General features: G+C 68.7%; 16 protein-coding genes. 9 read left to right on the top strand and 7 right to left on the bottom strand.

The window, feature by feature from the left end; translation table 11 throughout:
- Positions 1-131 precede the first annotated feature (131 nt).
- The 9 genes from ABZS40_RS32160 (at position 132) to ABZS40_RS32120 (ending at position 7728) form a co-directional block, all read left to right on the top strand.
- Positions 132-1208, top strand: a complete 1077-nt coding sequence (locus tag ABZS40_RS32160; protein ID WP_354947828.1) for a PTS mannitol transporter subunit IICB — start codon at positions 132-134, stop codon at positions 1206-1208.
- A gap of 5 nt (positions 1209-1213) precedes the next feature.
- Positions 1214-1522: a PTS lactose transporter subunit IIB gene (locus tag ABZS40_RS32155; RefSeq protein ID WP_124820847.1), complete on the top strand. Its 309-nt coding sequence runs from the start codon at positions 1214-1216 to the stop codon at positions 1520-1522.
- Positions 1515-1949, top strand: a complete 435-nt coding sequence (locus ABZS40_RS32150; protein ID WP_354947824.1) for a PTS sugar transporter subunit IIA — start codon at positions 1515-1517, stop codon at positions 1947-1949. The genes ABZS40_RS32155 and ABZS40_RS32150 overlap by 8 nt, the downstream gene beginning before the upstream one ends.
- The gene (locus ABZS40_RS32145) at positions 1946-2986 is read left to right on the top strand and encodes a zinc-dependent dehydrogenase (RefSeq protein ID WP_354947822.1); all 1041 of its coding nucleotides are present in this window, start codon (positions 1946-1948) and stop codon (positions 2984-2986) included. The genes ABZS40_RS32150 and ABZS40_RS32145 overlap by 4 nt, the downstream gene beginning before the upstream one ends.
- Positions 2987-2995: 9 nt before the next feature.
- Positions 2996-3271 carry an HPr family phosphocarrier protein gene (locus tag ABZS40_RS32140; RefSeq protein ID WP_354947820.1) on the top strand — a complete coding sequence of 92 codons (276 nt, stop codon included), beginning with the start codon at positions 2996-2998 and terminating at the stop codon, positions 3269-3271.
- Positions 3264-4913, top strand: coding sequence for a phosphoenolpyruvate--protein phosphotransferase (ptsP, locus tag ABZS40_RS32135; RefSeq protein ID WP_354947818.1), 1650 nt, complete (start codon positions 3264-3266; stop codon positions 4911-4913). Before ABZS40_RS32140 ends, ptsP begins: the two co-directional genes overlap by 8 nt.
- A gap of 665 nt (positions 4914-5578) precedes the next feature.
- Positions 5579-6304 (top strand): flavodoxin family protein, encoded by a 726-nt coding sequence (locus ABZS40_RS32130; protein ID WP_354947816.1) that lies wholly within the window; start codon positions 5579-5581, stop codon positions 6302-6304.
- Between the two features lie 68 nt (positions 6305-6372).
- The gene (locus ABZS40_RS32125; RefSeq protein WP_354947814.1) at positions 6373-7314 is read left to right on the top strand and encodes a DUF5996 family protein; all 942 of its coding nucleotides are present in this window, start codon (positions 6373-6375) and stop codon (positions 7312-7314) included.
- 108 nt (positions 7315-7422) lie between these two features.
- The gene (locus ABZS40_RS32120; RefSeq protein ID WP_354947812.1) at positions 7423-7728 is read left to right on the top strand and encodes a GNAT family N-acetyltransferase; all 306 of its coding nucleotides are present in this window, start codon (positions 7423-7425) and stop codon (positions 7726-7728) included.
- A gap of 57 nt (positions 7729-7785) precedes the next feature.
- Here the strand turns inward: ABZS40_RS32120 and ABZS40_RS32115 are convergent, their stop codons facing one another.
- The 7 genes from ABZS40_RS32115 to ABZS40_RS32085 form a co-directional block, all read right to left on the bottom strand.
- Positions 7786-9021, bottom strand: coding sequence for an iron-containing alcohol dehydrogenase (locus ABZS40_RS32115; protein ID WP_354947810.1), 1236 nt, complete (start codon positions 9019-9021; stop codon positions 7786-7788).
- A gap of 66 nt (positions 9022-9087) precedes the next feature.
- Positions 9088-10548: an NAD-dependent succinate-semialdehyde dehydrogenase gene (locus ABZS40_RS32110; protein ID WP_354947808.1), complete on the bottom strand. Its 1461-nt coding sequence runs from the start codon at positions 10546-10548 to the stop codon at positions 9088-9090.
- A gap of 277 nt (positions 10549-10825) precedes the next feature.
- Entirely contained in the window at positions 10826-11902 is a 1077-nt protein-coding gene (locus ABZS40_RS32105) for an ABC transporter ATP-binding protein (RefSeq protein ID WP_354947806.1), read from the bottom strand.
- On the bottom strand, positions 11902-12969 hold the full coding sequence (locus tag ABZS40_RS32100; RefSeq protein WP_354947804.1) for an ATP-binding cassette domain-containing protein: 1068 nt from the start codon (positions 12967-12969) through the stop codon (positions 11902-11904). Before ABZS40_RS32100 ends, ABZS40_RS32105 begins: the two co-directional genes overlap by 1 nt.
- Entirely contained in the window at positions 12969-13880 is a 912-nt protein-coding gene (locus ABZS40_RS32095; protein ID WP_354947803.1) for a carbohydrate ABC transporter permease, read from the bottom strand. Before ABZS40_RS32095 ends, ABZS40_RS32100 begins: the two co-directional genes overlap by 1 nt.
- Positions 13880-14725, bottom strand: coding sequence for a sugar ABC transporter permease (locus tag ABZS40_RS32090; RefSeq protein ID WP_354947801.1), 846 nt, complete (start codon positions 14723-14725; stop codon positions 13880-13882). The genes ABZS40_RS32095 and ABZS40_RS32090 overlap by 1 nt, the downstream gene beginning before the upstream one ends.
- A gap of 101 nt (positions 14726-14826) precedes the next feature.
- On the bottom strand, positions 14827-16212 hold the full coding sequence (locus tag ABZS40_RS32085; RefSeq protein ID WP_354947799.1) for an extracellular solute-binding protein: 1386 nt from the start codon (positions 16210-16212) through the stop codon (positions 14827-14829).
- Between the last annotated feature and the right edge of the window lie 228 nt (positions 16213-16440).

Raw genomic sequence — 16440 nt, 5'->3', positions numbered from 1 at the left:
CTCGCCAAACGCCTCACCACCGAAACCACCCCAACCTGGCGAGACGACTAAAACCACAACACACACAAAATACGTGAATCAGACGTCCTCTCAGAGCCACGGTGCAGCGCCTCGGCGGCTACTTGGCCGCGATGGTCATGCCCAACATCGGCGCGTTCATCGCCTGGGGCCTGATCACCGCACTGTTCATCCCGACCGGCTGGATCCCCAACAAGACCCTGGCCGAACTGGTCGGCCCGATGATCAGCATCCTGCTACCGGTGCTCATCGGCTACACCGGCGGCCGGCTGGTCCACGGCCAACGCGGTGCTGTCGTGGGCGCTGTCGCGACCATGGGCCTCGTCGTCGGCGCGGATGTGCCGATGATCCTCGGCGCGATGATCATAGGGCCGCTCACGGCCTATGTCCTCAAGCTCTTCGACGGCCTGGTCGAAAACAAGATCCGTCCCGGCTTCGAGATGCTGGTCGACAACTTCAGCGCCGGCATCATCGGCGCCGCGATGGCCATCGGCGGTGTCTACGGCATCGGCCCGGTGGTCGAATGGCTCACCAAGCAGGCCGGCTCCGGCGTCGACTGGCTCGTCGGCAAGGACCTTCTGCCGCTGACCTCGGTGCTCGTCGAACCCGCAAAGGTGCTCTTCCTCAACAACGCCATCAACCACGGCGTGTTCGGCCCGCTGGGCATCGCCGAGGCGGCCGACAAGGGCAAGTCGATCCTGTTCATGATCGAGTCGAACCCCGGCCCCGGCCTCGGTCTGCTGCTCGCCTTCATGGTCTTCGGCCCCCGCGCGCTGCGCCCCAGCGCCCCGGCCGCGATCATCGTGCAGTTCCTCGGCGGCATCCACGAGATCTACTTCCCGTACGTGCTGATGAAGCCGAAGCTGATCCTCGCCATGATCGCCGGGGGTGCGGCCGGCGTCGGCACCTTCGTGATCACCGGTGCGGGCCTGGTCGCCACCCCCTCGCCGGGCAGCATCTTCGCCTACCTCGCCGTCACCCCCAAAGGCGGCCACTTCGGGGTCATTCTCGGCGTCGTGATCGCCGCCGCCGTCACCTTCGCCGTCGCCTCGGCCCTGCTCGGCTTCGGGCGCGGCGAGCCCGCCGCCGACGCTGTCGGCCCGGACGAGGAGACGGCTGTGCGCCCAGGCGAGGAAAGGGTCATCGACCCCGACGAGACCCGCGACAAGTCGGCAAAGCAGGAGGTCTGAAACGTATGTCCACCATCAACGGCACCGACATCAAGAAGGTCGTCGTCGCCTGCGACGCCGGCATGGGCAGCAGCGTGATGCTGGCCAGCCAACTTCGGCGGCAACTCGCGAAGAACGCGGTGACCGTCGAGCACACGCCGGTCAACTCGATCCCGGCGGACGCAGACGTGGTCATCTGCCACCAGGGGCTCGCCGCGCGGGCCCGGGTCAGCGCGCCCGACAAGGTGATCGTGCCGATCCAGGTGTTCATCGGCGACCCGGCCGTCACCAGGGTCGTGAACGCGGTGCAGCGCGGTGGTGAGCTGAGTGGCTGAGCTGCTGGCCCGTGACGCGATCCGGCTCGACGAGCGGGCCGGATCGCGGGACGAGGCGATCAGCCGCTGCGGCGCGGTACTCGTCGAGGTCGGCGCGGTCGCCCCGGCGTACGTGGACGCGATGCTCGCCCGCGAGCAGAGCGTCTCCACGTACATCGGGGAGGGCGTCGCCATCCCGCACGGCACGCTGAACAGCAAGGAGTCGGTCCAGCGCGACGCCCTCGCGGTGCTGCGCTTCCCCGAGGGCGTCAACTGGGACGGCTTCGACGTGCGGGTCTGCGTCGCCATCGCCGCGGCCGGCGACGGGCACGTGGACATCCTGGCCCAGCTCGCCTCGGTGCTGATGGACCCGGCGCAGGCGCAGCGGCTACGAGAGTCGACGAGTGCCGATGACGTGATCGCTATCCTCGAAGGGAAATCCTCGTGAAGGTTGTCCGATTCCACGCACCCGGTGACGTCCGCATTGAGGACGCGCCCGAGCCCACGGCAGGCCCCGCCGACGTGAAGATCCGCGTCCGCGCGTGCTCCACCTGCGGCACCGACGTGAAGATCTCCCGCTTCGGCCACCACCACATCGCCCCGCCCCGCGTCATGGGCCACGAGATCGCCGGCGAGATCACCGACGTCGGTGGCGACGTCACGGGCTGGCGGCCGGGGGACCGGGTCCAGGTCATCGCCGCCATCCCGTGCGGCACGTGCGCCGAGTGCCGGCGCGGCCGGATGACCGTGTGCCCCAACCAGGTGTCGATGGGATACCACTTCGACGGCGGGTTCGCCGAATACCTGGTCGTGCCGCACAACGTCCTCGCCGTCGACGGGCTCAACCGGATCCCCGAGGAACTCAGCTTCGCCGAGGCGTCCGTCGCCGAGCCCCTCGCCTGCGTCCTCAACGGCCAGAACCTCGCCGATGTGGGGGAGGGCGACGACGTGGTCGTCGTAGGCTCTGGGCCGATCGGCTGCCTACACGTCCGCCTGGCCCGCTCGCGCGGCGCGGCCCGGGTGTTCCTCGTCGACCTCAACCGCGAACGCCTCGACCTGGCCGCCAACCTGGTCCAGCCGGACGCGGCGATCTGCGGCGCCGAGACCGACGTCGTCGACGCGGTGCTCAAGCTCACCGAGGGCCGGGGGGCCGACGTCGTCATCACCGCCACGGCCGCCGGCGTCGCCCAGGAGCAGGCGGTGCAGATGTCCGCGCGGCAGGGCCGGATCAGCTTCTTCGGCGGTCTGCCGAAGGACAAGCCCGTCATCTCCCTGGACTCCAACCTCGTGCACTACCGCGAACTGACCATCGTCGGTGCCAACGGCTCCAGCCCGGAGCACAACAAGGAAGCGCTGCGACTCATAGCCAACGGCTCCGTGCCGGTCGCCGACCTCATCACCCACCGCCTGCCGCTCGACCGCACCCTCGACGCCTTCGGCATCGTGGCGCGCGGCGAAGCGATCAAGGTGACGATCGAACCCTAGGGGGATCCGTTGCCCACCAGAACAGTCCTCGTCGGCTCCGCCAGCGGGCTGCACGCCCGCCCGGCGGCGCTGTTCGTCGCCGAGGCGGCGAAGCAGCCGGTGCTGGTCACGATCCGCACCGGTGACAAGAAACCCGTACCGGCCCGCAGCATGCTCGCCGTGCTGTCGCTCGGCGCCAAGAAGGGCACCGAGGTCACGCTGGAGGCCGACGGCGACGGCGCGCAGGCGGCCGTCGACACTCTGGCCGACCTCCTCGAACGTGACCTGGACGCCGTCGATGCGTGAACTGCGGGGGATCGGGGCCAGCCCCGGTGGTGCGGCGGGGCCGGTCTACCGGCTGGCCCCGCCTCCGGCCCTGCCGCCGTTGGCGGAGACCGTTGAACCCGAAGCCGAGAAGGCCGCCGTCCGGTCCGCGGTCCTCGCCGTCGCCGCCGACCTGACCCGTCGCGCCGAGAACGCCCTCGACGCGACCGCCGCCGAGGTCCTGCGCGCGCAGGTCATGATGGCGCAGGACGAGACGCTCATCGACGCGGCCGACACCGCCATCGACGGCGGCGCCGACGCGCCGCACGCCATCACCGATGTGCTCGCCGCGCACCGGGCCGCCTTCGAAGCCGCGGGCGGGTACCTCGCCGAGCGGGTCAGCGACCTCGACGACCTGCGGAACCGCCTCGTCGCGGCGTGCCTGGGGCAGCCGATGCCGGGCGTGCCGGACCCTGGCCATCCGTACCTGCTCACCGCCCGCGACCTGGCGCCCGCCGACACCGCCGGCCTCGACCCGGCCCTGGTGCTGGGCCTGGTCACGGCCGAGGGCGGACCGACCAGCCACACCGCGATCCTGGCCCGGACACTCGGTATCCCGGCCGTGGTCCGCTGCGCGGGCATCCTGGACGTGACCGACGGCGCGCTGGCCAGTCTCGACGGATCGAGCGGCGTCGTGGTGACCGGCGTCTCCGTGGGGACGGTGGCCACTGTCAACGCGGGCCGGCTTGCGGAGATCGAACGCCGCGCCCGCTCCCGGGGGCCCGGGCAGACGGCGGACGGCCATCCCATCGCGCTACTGGCCAACATCGGCTCCGCCCGCGACCTCACCGGCGAGGTTGAAGGCGTCGGTCTGTTCCGCACCGAGCTGCTCTATCTCGACCGCATCGACCCGCCGTCGCACGAGGAGCAGGTTGCCGCCTATCGCGACGTCTTCGCCGCGCTGCCCGGCCGCAAGATCGTCGTGCGCACCCTCGACGCCGGCGCCGACAAGCCGCTGCCGTTCCTGCGTCTGGCCGATGAACCCAATCCTGCGCTGGGCATCCGCGGTTTGCGGGTCGCGCGGCAGACACCGTCCGTGCTCACCACGCAGTTGGCCGCGATCGCGGCGGCGGCTGCCGTGACGGACGCCGACGTGTGGGTGATGGCGCCGATGGTCGCCACGGCGGCAGAGGCGGCAGCGTTCACTGAGTCCTGCCGCGAGCACGGCCTACCGACCGCCGGCGTGATGATCGAGGTGCCGGCCGCGGCCCTGCGCGCCAGCCAGGTGCTGTGCCACGCGGACTTCCTCAGCGTCGGCACCAACGACCTCAGCCAGTACACGTTCGCCGCCGACCGTATGTGCGGCGACCTCGCTGACCTGCTCGACCCGTGGCAGCCCGCGTTGATTGCGCTCCTCGCCTCCTGCGCGGCGGCCGGTGTCGAGGCGGGCAAGCCAGTCGGCGTGTGTGGAGAGTCCGCAGCGGATCCCACCTTCGCTCTGGTGCTGGCAGGCATGGGCATCACCAGCCTGTCCATGGCGCCCCGCAGCATTCCCGCCGTGCGTGAGTCCCTGGCCGCGCACACCCTGGACGAGTGCCGCCAGATCGCGGAGGCGGCCCTTGCTGCCCCCAGCCCGGAGGTGGCCCGGGCGGCGGCGGCCGGTGCCTCGCGCCAGCTCCGGTAGGGCGACGGCGTGTCCGTGCGGTGAGCCGGTCAGGGTCACCGTCGTTCAGATCGTCCAGCCCTGGTCGAGGCCCAGCCACACCTGGTGGAGTCGGTAGCTGGCCTTTGAGCGCGTGACGCAGGGCCGGTCCGCACGGCGCGTGCTCCACCGGTGCCCCTGCGGTGAGCATCGGTCGGACCTGTGCCACAGCCCATCAGGGACGCGGAATGTCATGGCGAGGTAGTGACGTGGTGTCACTGCCCGCAGGCCACCGCAGGTGCTGCAATGTAACGCGTACCTTTCCGGTCAGACCGGACATGCTGACCGGCGGATCTGTCGGTGCGCCTTCGTCCAGCGGCGAGAACGTGCTGCACGGCATGTGCTCCTGAGCGCCAGACGGATTCACCCCGAGAGGAAACGTTCCGATGAGCCCACCACGAACCGACGGGCCTGTGGTGCTGGTCGGGCTTCGCGAGCGGCACTCCCGGGGGACCGGCGCGAGCTGATTTCAGCTGAGCAGGGTGCAGGGTGCCCTGGTTCCAGCGCGGCGACCGCCGGCGGCATCGTCACGTGGATCCACCGGATGCGGCGCTGCGCTCCGGAGGTGGACGGTGCTTCGTCCGGGCCGGTCGAGGTGCGACGACCGGCGGACCGACAGCACGACCTACTACCAGCAAGGACCCATCATGACCATGCCGAAGATCGACAGGCCCGACTTCACCGGGCTGCGCGCGATGTACATCAACTGCACGCTCAACCGTTCCCCCGCCCGCAGCCACACCCAGGGGGTGATCGACCGCAGTGTGGCCATCATGGAGGCGAACGGGGTCAGCGTGGACCAGATTCGCGCCGTCGACCACGACATCGCCACCGGCGTCCGACCGGACATGACCGAGTACGGGTGGGACGCCGACGAATGGCCCACGCTGCTAAACCGGGTGCTGGCGGCCGACATCCTGGTCATCGCCGGACCGATCTGGCTCGGCGACAACAGCTCGGTGACCCGCCGGGTGATCGAGCGGCTCTACGGCTACTCCGGCGTGCTCAACGAGCAGGGGCAGTACGCCTACTACGGACGGGTCGGTGGCTGCCTGCTCACCGGCAACGAGGACGGCTTGAAGCACTGCGCGATGAGCATCCTCTACAGCCTGCAACACATCGGCTTCACCGTCCCGCCCCAGTCCGACGCGGGCTGGCTCGGCGAGGTCGGCCCCGGGCCGTCCTACCTCGATGAGGGCTCCGGCGGCCCGGACAACGACTTCACCAACCGCAACATCACGTTCATGACCTACAACCTGCTCCACCTCGCGTCGATGATCCGCCGTGCCGGCGGAATCCCGGCCTACGGCAACCAGCGCACGGCCTGGGAGGCAGGTAGCCGCCCTGGCAACGCCAACCCGGAGTACCGCTGATCGGCTGGTAGGACACGATCGCGACGAGCGTCACCCACTGGTCACAACACCAATAGATGGGAGCAACCATGACAATTCCGACTACGACGAGTTGGCCGAGCCTACGAGTCTCGGACTGGACCCCCACCCGCGACACCCTGCACATGTGGACCCAGATCGTGGGCAAGATCCGCATGGCCCACGCGCCGCTGCTCAACCACTGGTGGCAGGTGACCCTGTACGTGAGTCCGCGCGGACTCACGACGTCGACAATCCCGTACGGCGCAGGGGCCTTCGAGATCGAGTTCGACTTCCTCGGCCACCAGCTCAACGTCCGCACCAGCAACGGCGGCGCGCAAAGTCTCCCGCTCCGGCCGATGCCGGTCGCCGAGTTCTACACACGAATCCTGGATATGCTCCGTCAACTCGGGATCGAGGCATCGATCCGGCCGCATCCCAACGAGGTCGACCCGGCGATTCCGTTCGCCGAGGACCACGACCACGCCTCCTACGACGGAGAGGCGGCCACCCTGTTCTGGCGACAGCTGCTGCAGGCGAACCGAGTGATCGGCGAGTTCCGGTCGCACTTCGTAGGCAAGGTCAGTCCGGTGCACTTCTTCTGGGGCGGGATGGACCTCGCCTGCACCCGCTTTTCCGGCCGGTCGGCCCCGCCGCACCCCGGCGGAGTGCCCAACTGCGGGGACTGGGTCATGGTCGAGGGCTACTCCCGGGAACTGTCCAGCTGCGGCTTCTGGCCCGGTGGTGGCGAGGAAGGTGCCTTCTACTCCTACGCCTACCCCGCACCCGACGGGTTCGCCGAGCAGCAGGTCGGTCCCGAAGGCGCGTACTTCAGTGCCCAGTTCCAACAGTTCCTGCTGCCCTACGAGGCCGTACGCGCCGCACCGGACCCGGACCGCGCAGTCGCCGAGTTTCTCCGCACCACCTATGAAGCCGCCGCGGACCTGGGGCACTGGGACCGCTCGGCATTGGAAGACAGCCCGTTCCGGTGGCAGGAAACCCCTGCTCCGTGAGAACACCGGCGGGGCGGGCGCGCGGCAGCGCGACCGGGCCCGCGAGAAGACCGTGCCGGGAACGGCTACCCGTTCCCGGCCACCCCTCAGACGTACGGAGGACGAGTGATGGTGGAAGTGAAGGACGTTCCTGAGGCCAACCGGTACGAGGCCCGGGTCGACGGCGAGTCCAGGATCGCAGGCGTCGCGCAGTACATCCGCACCGCGGAGCTCGTCGCGTTCGTGCACACCGAGGTCTCGCCGGATTACGAGGGCCGGGGGATCGGAGCGGCGCTGGTCCGCACCGCCCTCGACGAAGCCCGCGCCGCGCACCTGCTCGTCCTGGCCACCTGCCCGTTCGTCGCGGGATGGATCGCCAGGCATCCCGAGTACCAGGACCTGGTCTACCAGTCCCGCAGCAGAGTCAGCGACTGAATGTGTGGACGTGGCAGCGACCGAGGTCGGTGTGAACAGCGGGACGAGGATTCGGCTTCACACGAACGGCGATGCACTGCTGTGTCGGGTCCGGTCCCCGGTCCAGGCCGCTTCGAGGATCGCGGTCAGGCTGGCGGTGTCGGTCGGGCCTGGATGGTTCTGGATCAAGCGGGTGACGCCACTGGCCATCTCCGCGAACCGGGGGAGGTCGGCGCGTGCCACGCCGATGTCCGCCAAGGTGCGAGGGATGCCGATGTCGGCAAGGAGCCCGTCGAGCCAGGTGAGGAACGAGTCTGCGGCCTCGGCATCGGAGGCGTCGGCCACGTCGAGCCCGCACACCCGGGCGAGGATGGCCAACCGGTCGCCGATGGCATCCCTGGCCGCGTCCAGCGCGTAGGGCAGTAGCAGCCCGACGCCCACGCCGTGCGGCGTGTGCGTGGCCGCGCCGATGGGGTACTGGAGAGCGTGCGGGGCCGCGTTGCCCGCGTGGGAGAAGGCGAGCCCGGCGAGCATGGACCCATAGGACATGTCCGCGCGCGCGTCCGTGTCGCCCCCGTCCGTGACAGCACGACGCAAGCTACGGGCGATCCGCTCCGCGGCCAGGAGCGCGTAGTGGTCGGTGATCGGGTTGCGGCCGAGGAACACCTGCTCCACCGGGTCGCGCGGTCCGTGGGCCCGGGGGCGCGCGGTGTAGCTCTCCACCGCGTGACAGAACGCGTCGATGCCGGAGTGGGCGGTGACGGTCGCAGGGCAGGTGTAGGTGAGTTCGGGGTCGACGATGGCGAAGTCGGGGACGATGTGGACACTGGACACCCCCACTTTCAGCTCGCGGTCCGGGTCGGTCAACACCGACACGGGTGTGAGCTCGGAGCCGGTGCCTGACGTCGTCGGGACCGCGACGAGAGGAATCGTCGGCCCCGGCACCTTCGACTCGCCGTAGAAGTCGCGCGGCGTCCCACCGTGGCGCCGGATGACGCCGACGATTTTGGCGAGGTCGATCACCGTGCCACCCCCGATGGCGAGGATCACGTCGGCGTCCACCTCGGCGGCGACCGAGACGGCCACTGCGACATCCGCGAGTGGCACGTCTGGGGTCGCGTCGGAGAACACCTCGACGACGGTGACCTTCTCCCGTACGGCGGCCACGATCTCGGCCACGCCCGGCTGCCCCAGAAGAACCTGGTCGGTCACGATGAGGACTCGTGAGCCACTCTCGGCCACCACTCGTGGGATGTTCTGCGCGACCCCTTCGCCCACTATCAGCTGGCGTGGTCCGCGGACGGTCTCAAGCATGTCAGTGCCTCTCCGGAACGTCGGCGGCGATGTGCTGGTCGGCGGGCGCCCGGCGCAGCAGGCCGGTCATGGTAGGTCGATCGCCACGTAGGTGAGGTCGAGGTATTCGAGGATGCCCTCGTGCGACCCCTCCTTGCCGATCCCGGACTGCTTCACGCCTCCGAACGGAGCTGACGGGTCCGATATCAGACCACGGTTGATGCCGAGCATCCCTGTATCCAGCCCCTCGGCGAACCGGAGCGCACGCTGGAGGTCACGGGTGAAGACGTACCCGGCCAGGCCGTGCTCGGTGTTGTTGGCCTTCGCCAGCACCTCGTCGTCGGAGGTGAACGAGATGATCGGCGCCACCGGGCCGAAGATCTCCGCCTTCAGCATCCGCGCATCTTCGGGCACGTCGACGAGGACCGTAGGCGGGTAGAAGTGGCCCGGGCCATCCGGACGCTCGCCGCCCACCAGGACCCGGGCGCCGCGATCGACCGCGTCGGCGACCAGCTCGTCGATCTTGGTGACCGAGGCCTCGTCGATCAACGCCCCGACGTTCACGCCGTCGTCGAGACCATGACCCATCGACAGCGCGGCCATCCGCTCGGCGAAGCGCGCCGTGAACTCCTCGCGCACCGGCTCTTCGACGTAGATCCGGTTGGCCGCGATGCAGGACTCCCCGATGTTGCGCATCTTGGCCACCATGGCACCGTCGAGCGCGACGCCCAGGTCAGCGTCGGCACACACGATCAGGGCCGCGTTGCCGCCCAGTTCCATGGAGGTGCGCAGCACGTTGTCCGCAGCCTGTCGTAGCAGTACGCGCCCGACCTCGGTCGACCCGGTGAACGAGAGCTTGCGGGTCCGACTGTCGGCCAGCAGTGCCGAGACCACCTCACCGGGACGCTTGGTGGTCACCACGTTGACGACGCCCGGGGGTACGCCGACCTCCTCCATGATGCGGGCCAGGAACAGCATGGTGAGTGGCGTCTGGCCCGCGGGCTTGGTGATCGTCGTGCAGCCCGCAGCCAGCGCGGGAGCGATCTTGCGGGCGCCCATGGCCAATGGAAAGTTCCAGGGCGTCACGAAGACGCAGGGTCCGACCGGCTTCGGTACGGTGAGGATGCGATATCCACCGGCGGGAGCGGTGCTGTAGCGCCCCTCGACGCGCACCGCCTCCTCGGCGAACCAACGGAAGAACTCGGCGCCGTAGGCCACCTCTCCCCGAGCCTCGGCGAGCGGTTTGCCCATCTCGAGCGTTATCAGCCGGGCGACCTCCTCGGATCGCTCGGTCAGTGCCCGGTACGTCGCGGTCAACAACTCTGACCGTTTCCGCGGCGGGGTCGCCGCCCACTCCGCCATCGCCTTGCTGGCCGCGTCCAGGGCGGCGAGCCCGTCGACGACGCCGGCGTCCGCCACCTCGGCGATGGTCTTGCCGGTGGCCGGGTCCTCGACGGCAACTGTGGCTCCGCCTGCGGCGTCGCGCCAGGCGTCGCCGATGCGGAGCCGCCGGTGTTCGGGGGCCAGGACCTTCATCGGGTCACTCACTGCGTCGCCTCCTGTGGTCTTCGTGGTGATGTCCGGCGTGCCGCAGCGTTCGCGCCCTGCGCGTAGACGGACGGGTCACACGCCCTCGTCGGGCGCGAGGTTGCCGAGCGGGTCGAATGTGGCCTTGGACCTGGCCGCAGGGCGCGACGCCCCGCTCCACCGATCGCCTTCTCGGGCCACTGTCGTCTCAGCGTCGTCAGACCGTGCTCGCTGGTGGCGGTCCGCCGAGGCTCGATTGCCAGGTGCGGGCGCATGTCGCCGTCGCCGCCGGGCGCCGTTACCGCCCAGCCTCGGACAGCGACAGCCCGGTGCCCGCATCGAACAGGTGCGCACGGTCCAGGTCGACAGTGACATGCAGCCGCTCGCCCGGCGTACCGGTGACTGTGGGTCGTGCCTTGACCTTGAGGATCTCCGTCCCCACTCGGACGTCGACCACCGTTCGGTCACCGAGCGGCTCGAGCCCGTAGAGCTCGCCTGACATCGAGGCGTTCCCACGCTGCTCGACGGACAGGTCCTCCGCGCGCAGGCCCAGCAGCAGCGCACGACCGTCCTCGGCCGTGGTCCAGCGGGGTCGCGGCAATGTCCAGCCTTCGGCACCGACCAGACGATCTCCCTCGGCGTGGCAGGCCAGCAGGCTGATCGGCGGGCTCCCGACGAATCCCGCGACCCACTGGTTGGCTGGACGCTCGTACACCTCGGTGGGCGTTCCGACCTGTTGCACCTTCCCCTCCTTGAGGACCGCGACCTGGTCGGCCATGGACAGGGCCTCGACCTGGTCGTTTGTCACGTAGACGAAGGTCGCTCCGAGGCTCCGGTGGATGCGGGTGAGCTCGGTGCGCATCTCGACGCGGAGCTTGAGGTCGAGGTTCGTCAGCGGTTCGTCCATGAGGAACGCGCGCGGGCGACGGACCAGCGCCCGGGCCAGGGCGACACGCTGCATCTCACCGCCCGACAACTGCGCGGGACGACGCTGCAGCAGACGTTCGATGTGCAGCAGGTTCGACATCTGCTCGACGGCAGCGGCGATCTCACTCGAAGAGCAGCGGCGTGCCCGCAGCGGCGAAGCGATGTTCTCGTACACAGTGTGTCGCGGGTAGAGGGCGTAGCTCTGGAAGACCATGGCGAGGTCGCGTGCGGCCGGTGTGTCACCTGTCGCGTCCCTGCCGTCCAGATGCACCGACCCGGCGTCGAGCTTGTCGAGGCCGGCCATCGCTCGCAGGGTCGTCGTCTTGCCTGCTCCGGAGGGCCCGAGCACGACGAAGAACGAGCCGTCCGGCACGTCCAGCGTCACCCCGTCCAGGGCCTGGACTTTTCCGAAGGACTTGCGCAGCCCGTGCACTGCCACGGTTCCCATCAGGCCACCAGCTCTTCCGTGCTCACGTCGTAGACCGCCGGGGTCCCGCCGGTGTGCCGCAGCCCGACCGTTGCGTCAGCCGCGAAACGGACAGTCGTGGGCATTCGAACCCGTACGTCGCGCTGGCCGCCGTGGTCGACCACGTAGATGATTTCGTTGCCCAGCCACTCCGCCGAGACCACGCGGGCCGGGACCGAACGTTCCTCCCCCGGTGCGGTGACCTCCAGCGCCTCCGGCCGGACGCCGGCGACCAGACGACGGTCGCGCGGCAGGCCTGGCGGTGGCGCGAGGGCCAGTCCGCCCTCACCGCGCAGCTTCCCGTCGGCCACCTCCACCTCGATCAGGTTCATCGGCGGGGAGCCGATGAAAGCGGCGCAGAAAAGACTCGCGGGACGGTCGTAGACCTCCAGCGGCGTGCCGATCTGCTCGACGCGGCCCTTGTTGAGGATGGCGATTCGGTGACCGAGCGACATCGCCTCGACCTGGTCGTGGGTGACGTAGACCATCGTCGCCCCCAGCTCCCCCTGCAGGTGCTTGATCTCGGTGCGCATGTCCGCCCTCAGCTCCGCGTCCAGATTGGTGAGAGGTTCGTCCATGAGGAATGCGCGCGGTCGTCGCACCAGGGCGCGAGCGAGCGCGACGCGCTGCTGCTCCCCGCCGGAGAGTTGGCGCGGTCGCCGGTCCAGGAGCGGACCAAGCCTCATCAGCCGGGCAGCCTCGTTGACCCGCTCGTGCACCTCCGGCTTGGGCAGTCCCTCTGCCCGCAGCGGGAACGCCAGGTTGTCGCGGGTCTTCAGATGCGGGTAGAGGGCGTAGAACTGGAACACCATGGCGATGTCGCGCTCGGCGGGCGGTAGGTCGTTGACCAGCGTGCCGCCGATGCGGATGTCGCCCGTCGTCTGCCTCTCCAGGCCGGCTATGGCCCGCAGCGTGGTCGTCTTGCCGCAACCCGAAGGGCCGAGCATCACGAACAGCTCGCCGTGGCCGATGGACAGGTCCACGTGTTCAACTGCGACCGTCCCGTCCGGGTAGCGCTTGTGCAGGGCGGTCACCTCGATGCCCGCCATCAGCGTCGCACCGCCCCGAGCGTCACACCGGCGATGAGGTGCTTGCGCACCAGGTACGCGAAGACGAGCACCGGTAGGGCGAACACCACGGAGGCGGCGGCCACGAGACCCCAGTCCGTGGTGGTGCCGCCGATGAGGCCGGCGATGGCGGGTGGGGCCGTCCGGACGTCGTCGCTGGAGGTGAGGAAGGTGGCGAACACGAACTCGTTCCACGAGAAGATGAGTGCGAAGACCGCCGTCGCGGCGATGCCGGGCACGAGCAGGGGAAGGGTGAACCGCCGGAACGCCTGCAGACGGGTGTAACCGTCGAGCATGGCGGCATCCTCGTACTCCGCGGGCACCTCGTCGACGAACCCCTTCATCATCCAGATCGTGAACGGGACGTTGAACGCGCTGTAGATGAGGATCAAGCCGAGCTTGTTGTCGATGAGTCCGACCTGTCGGTACATGAGGAAGATCGGGATCACGACCACCACGGGCGGCATGAAACGCGTGGACAGGATGAAGAACAGTTGGTCCTTCTTGGCCTTCACGGCGAAGCGTGAGTAGGCCCAGGCCGCCGGGACGCCCAGCACGGTGGCCAGCACCGTGGAAGCTCCGGCGACCACGACGGAGTTGAGGAACGATACGGACAAGGCCGAGCGACCACCGTCGGGGCCGACGAACACGTCCTTGTAATGGTCCAGAGTGACAGTGAAGTCGAAGAGCTTGGCCGGGATGGCGTAGACGTCGCGGTTCTCCTTGATGGACGTCTCGATCATCCACAGCACCGGAAAGAGCATCACGACGGCCAGCACGGTCAGCAGCGTGACCTCCAGCACCGAGCGGCCTCGGCCGCCAAGGCGGCGCGCTGGGGGCGTGTGGTCCCGGGCAGGACCTGTGGACACGGCCTCGTCGACGGAGACGGCCATCAGCCCTCCTTGAGCTTGTTCAGGTAGCGCAGGTAGAACTGCGTGAGGACGATGACGACGAGGACCATGAGGATCCCGTACGCCGAGGCGGTTCCGGTGTTGAAGCCCAGGAACGCGACCTTGTAGATGTGGAACGACAACGTCTCGGTGGAGACACCCGGGCCTCCGTTGGTCAGGATGTAGACGAGATCGAACAGCCGGAATGCCTCGATGGCCCTGAACATCACGGCAATGAGAAGCAGTGGCCATACCAGCGGCAGAGTGATGGTGCGGAACCGGAACCATTCGGACGCCCGGTCGATCGAGGCGGCCTCGTAGAGGTACTTGGGAACCGCGGTGAGGCCCGCGAGTGCGATGAGCATGATGAACGGCGTCCATTGCCAGGTGTCGACAACGATCAGGGACAGCAGTGCCGTCCGCTGTCGGGTGAGCCACTCCACCTGCCCCAGGCCGAGTGAGCCGAGCATGCTGTTGACCACGCCGAACTGCGCGTCGAGCATGAATCGCCAGAACAGCCCGACCACGACCGGCGACAGCATCATCGGCACCAGGAACAGCGTGGTCAGCACTCCTCGCCCATGTGTGCGCCGTGAGATCAGGTAGGCGATCCCGAATCCGAGCACGGTCTGCAGGCCGACCGCGCCGACCACGTAGATCAACGTCGTCAGGGCCCTCGTGTGGACCTGCGCCGACGTCAGGATGGCGGCGTAGTTCCCGAACCCGATGAAATTGGCGGGCCCCCCGCGGGTGGCCGAGTAGTCGGTGAAGGACAGGTACAACGCCCACAGCAACGGGAACACCGACATGGCGAGCAACAGCAGCATCGCGGGGGAGATGAAGGCCACGGCGAGCCCACGGTCGCTCAGCCGAGGGGGCCGACCCCGGGCAGGCGGCCTCGCGGACGCCACCTGCCCGGGATCGTCGGTCGTCAGAGGGGCAGGGTCACTCACAGTCCGCCGCCACCCTTGCGGTTGCTCGAGTCGAGCACGCCCTGCTGCTCCTTGGCGATGTCGTCGAGCGCATCCTTCGGCTTCTTCGCGCCGTTGAGAGCCGCGTTCACGTTGGTGTTCTCGATGTCGACGAGGCGCGCGTACTCGGGCACGTTCCACATGTCCCGCATCCGCGGAACCGAGTCGGTGTACACCTGGTTGAACGGCCCGGCATTGAGGAACTCGGGCGACTCCAGGGCGTCCGTACGCGATGGCACGCCACCGGCCGCGGCCCACTTCTTCTGGACGTCAGCCCGCTCGAACCACTTCATGAAGTTCAGGGCCTCCGTCTGGTTCGCCGCGGCGGAGTAGGCCGACACGTGCATCCCCATACCGCCGAGAGGGACCAGGTTCGTCTTCTGGCTCGGCAGGGTGGCAAAGCCCAGCTTGTCGAGAATCTGCTCCCGGGTGGTGCCGAGCGTCGACTGCTTCGGATCGAGCAGGCCGCCGCTCGCGGCGATCCAGTTGAACGCGATGCAGGCCTTGCCCTGGGCGACCGCCGCGTTCACCTCGTCGATGAACCAGTTGCCGGAGCCCTTGGCGGTCAGCGGCTTCATCTTGTTGACCAGGACGTCCATCGCCTCCTGGCCCGCAGCGTCGTTGATGACGCCATCGATCTTGCGCGTCCTGGAATCCCAGAGGTTGCCGCCGTAGACGCCGTTGACGGTGTTGTAGGTGACGGCCGCGGCGTCGGAGCCGTTGGCCTGGTGGAAAGCCAGCCCGCTGACGCCAGGGTTGTCCGCCTGGCACTTCTCGGCGGCTGCGATCATCTGGTCCCAGGTCTGCGGCGGCTTGTCGCCGATCAGGTCCTTGCGGTAGATCATCGTCCAGGTGTCGCCGAGCAGCGGTAGTCCGTACAGGCTGGCGTTCTCGTCGCGCTTGCCGGTCTCCGCCTGGGGGAACTGGCCGTACGCCGCCAGGAGGTACGGGTTGTACGCCGCGACGTCGATGTTTTCCTTGACGAAGTCGGTGAGGTCGAGGATGTTGCCGTTCGTCACGGCCTCGCCGATGTGTTGCGAGTCCAGGATCGCGATGTCGAAGTCGGTCTTGCGCGCGGCGAACTGGGTGAACATCGCGTCGTGCCAGTTCGCGTTCGGCACGGTGTTGACCTTGATGGTCGCGTTCGGCCGTTCCTTCTTGTACTCCGCGTTCGCGAAGGCTTCCAGTGCCTTGGCGGGCGGCCAGTCGAACCAGATGAAGCTGAGGGTCAGCGGGTCCTTGGTGAGTTCCGGGATGGTCGCCGGCGCCTTGGGTGCGCTCGCCTTCTCGCCGTCGTCCTTGCCATCGCCGCAAGCCGCCGCGGTCGTGGCCACCAGCAGCATGGCCATCGTCGCCAACTGCACCTTCCGACCGGAAGCGGATATTCGTCCTGTTCGCTTTGGATGCCGCATATTTCTGCCTGCTTTCTGGGTGGGGACCTTGAGGGCCTCGCTATGTGCCTCGCTGAGCAGTTGCTGGGTTGTTCAGGCGTGTCGCCGGGCTGACGCGGGAGCCGACCCGCGGACCGGCGTCACGAGTACGCCGCGATGCACCGGGTCCTCGTGCCGTCGAGAAGTCCTTCGGCCCATCTG

Source organism: Micromonospora sp. NPDC005324 (genome assembly GCF_040607155.1).
GTDB classification, from domain to species: Bacteria; Actinomycetota; Actinomycetes; order Mycobacteriales; family Micromonosporaceae; genus Micromonospora; species Micromonospora trifolii.
Note: the sequence above shows the minus strand (reverse complement) of the source record. Positions and strands in the feature narration are given on the sequence as shown.